General features: G+C 34.1%; 4 protein-coding genes. 1 reads left to right on the forward strand and 3 read right to left on the reverse strand.

The annotated features are described in order from the left end of the window. Positions 1 to 461, forward strand: a 461-nt coding sequence (locus CQA63_RS09985; protein WP_211305744.1) for a hypothetical protein, incomplete at its 5' end; no start/stop codon positions are given. A gap of 56 nt (positions 462 to 517) precedes the next feature. Here CQA63_RS09985 and CQA63_RS09240 read toward each other — a convergent pair. From CQA63_RS09240 to CQA63_RS09990, 3 genes are all read right to left on the reverse strand, one after another. Then, a complete protein-coding gene (locus CQA63_RS09240; RefSeq protein WP_104700772.1) occupies positions 518 to 787 on the reverse strand; it encodes a type II toxin-antitoxin system YafQ family toxin in 270 nt (89 codons plus the stop codon). Then, complete coding sequence (locus tag CQA63_RS09245) at positions 787 to 981, reverse strand: hypothetical protein (RefSeq protein WP_104700773.1); 195 nt, start codon at positions 979 to 981, stop codon at positions 787 to 789. Before CQA63_RS09245 ends, CQA63_RS09240 begins: the two co-directional genes overlap by 1 nt. Positions 982 to 1,101: 120 nt before the next feature. Beyond that, the coding region (locus CQA63_RS09990; protein ID WP_211305745.1) for a hypothetical protein at positions 1,102 to 1,559 on the reverse strand (458 nt) is incomplete at its 5' end.

The following is a 1,559-nucleotide window of genomic DNA, read 5'->3' on the forward strand; positions in this document are numbered from 1 at the left end:
TCCAATTCTTAAGGACAGATAAAAATGCTCGCTATCAAGGAACTGCATTCTACTTCAAAGAGGGCTTTTGCTGGAATTTGATCCTGCATTATGAAAAAGGGCAGCTTATTAAATGCCGCTTGAAGCAAAAGACCATTAATGATGTAGCGAGTATGAGTTTATATACTTTGTGTAATTTACCCATATCTTATTTTGTGTCAGTGCTAAATTCAAGCTTTATGTATGAGTATCTTAAGACTTTTGTAAATAATACTTGCTCTATACAAATTAATGATGTCCGTGCCTTGCCTATCATAATCCCTAGCGCTAAGCAGCTTATATCCCTTGAAGCGATATTTAATAAAGCCCTTAAATTACAAAAAGAAAAATTCCAAACACATAGAGATAACACTCTTGCACTTAATGCCCTCCAAAAGGAGCTAGATAGGGAAGTCTATGCACTTTATGGGATTGAAATATAGATAAAGATTAAGGCTAAAACTTGCTTAGCTCGCCCTCTTTCCCTTAGCAATCCAATTTAGCCAAATAAATCGCTATGACTTCCTAGCGAAACACAAGTAAGGATTAAAAAATCTTCTTCTCTTTGATAGGTAAGCAATAAATTGGGTTTGATATGGCATTCCCTAAAATCCTTATATTCACCTTTGAGCTTATGATCTCTGTATTTTTCTTCTAGTGGCTGATCATTGGCTAACTTTTCAACGATCGTATCAACTAACATTTGATTATCTTTTGAGAGTTTTCTGTATTGCTTTTTGTAGCCTTTAAGAATCTTGATTTTATACATTAAGATTTCATGGCTTTTTTATATTCTTCAAAATCCTTGCAAACTTCATACTCTCCATTTTTTATCTCTTTAATCGCTTCTTGCATTAAGTTTGCTTTATGCCCTTTGACTTTACTCCTAGCTTTATAAAGCTTTAGCATAGGTTTAATAGCCCTCTGCAATGCTTTGCTAGCATCTTCAATAATCAATGTCATTTGTTTCCCTTTAATGAGCCTAAAAAAGTATGAGTGCGCCAAGCACCGCCGCGAATGGAAGTGAATAGATAGTATGAGATTTTTACTTAGGATATACTTAATATTCCAATCTCTATTCCCTCATTTCTCTAATCCATATAGCTTATACACTAAGCCATCTAGCTCTTTTTGTACTAATTCTAGTTTAGCTTTTGCCTCTGTTTGGCTTAGGTGATTAGCAAATTTATCTTGCTGGATAGCATATGCTTTATCAAAAAGTGCTTCAAATATTTTCAGCTGTGAATTTGTAGGGATTATTATGGGAATTTGCCTCGCATCGTTGATTTGAAAATGTGAAGTATTGTTGATAAAGTTACACACAATATCACTCATAAGTCTTGCATTAATAATGCAAACAAGATATTTGTCTGAAGTTTGGCTAAATTGGGAATACAACGCCATACTTAACACATCATTAACACTAATGCCTTTCTTTCTGCATTTTATATCATAAGACACATCTGTCCAGCAAAAGCCCTCTTTGAAGTAGAATGCAGTTCCTTGATAGCGAGCATTTTTATCTGTCCTTAAGAATTGGA

Source organism: Helicobacter marmotae (genome assembly GCF_003364255.1).
Taxonomy (GTDB): Bacteria; Campylobacterota; Campylobacteria; order Campylobacterales; family Helicobacteraceae; genus Helicobacter_C; species Helicobacter_C marmotae.

Excerpts from the sequence above, each read along its gene's own strand:
- CQA63_RS09245 (WP_104700773.1), bottom strand. The coding sequence starts at position 981 with ATGACATTGATTATTGAAGATGCTAGCAAAGCATTGCAGAGGGCTATT.
- CQA63_RS09240 (WP_104700772.1), bottom strand. The coding sequence starts at position 787 with ATGTATAAAATCAAGATTCTTAAAGGCTACAAAAAGCAATACAGAAAA.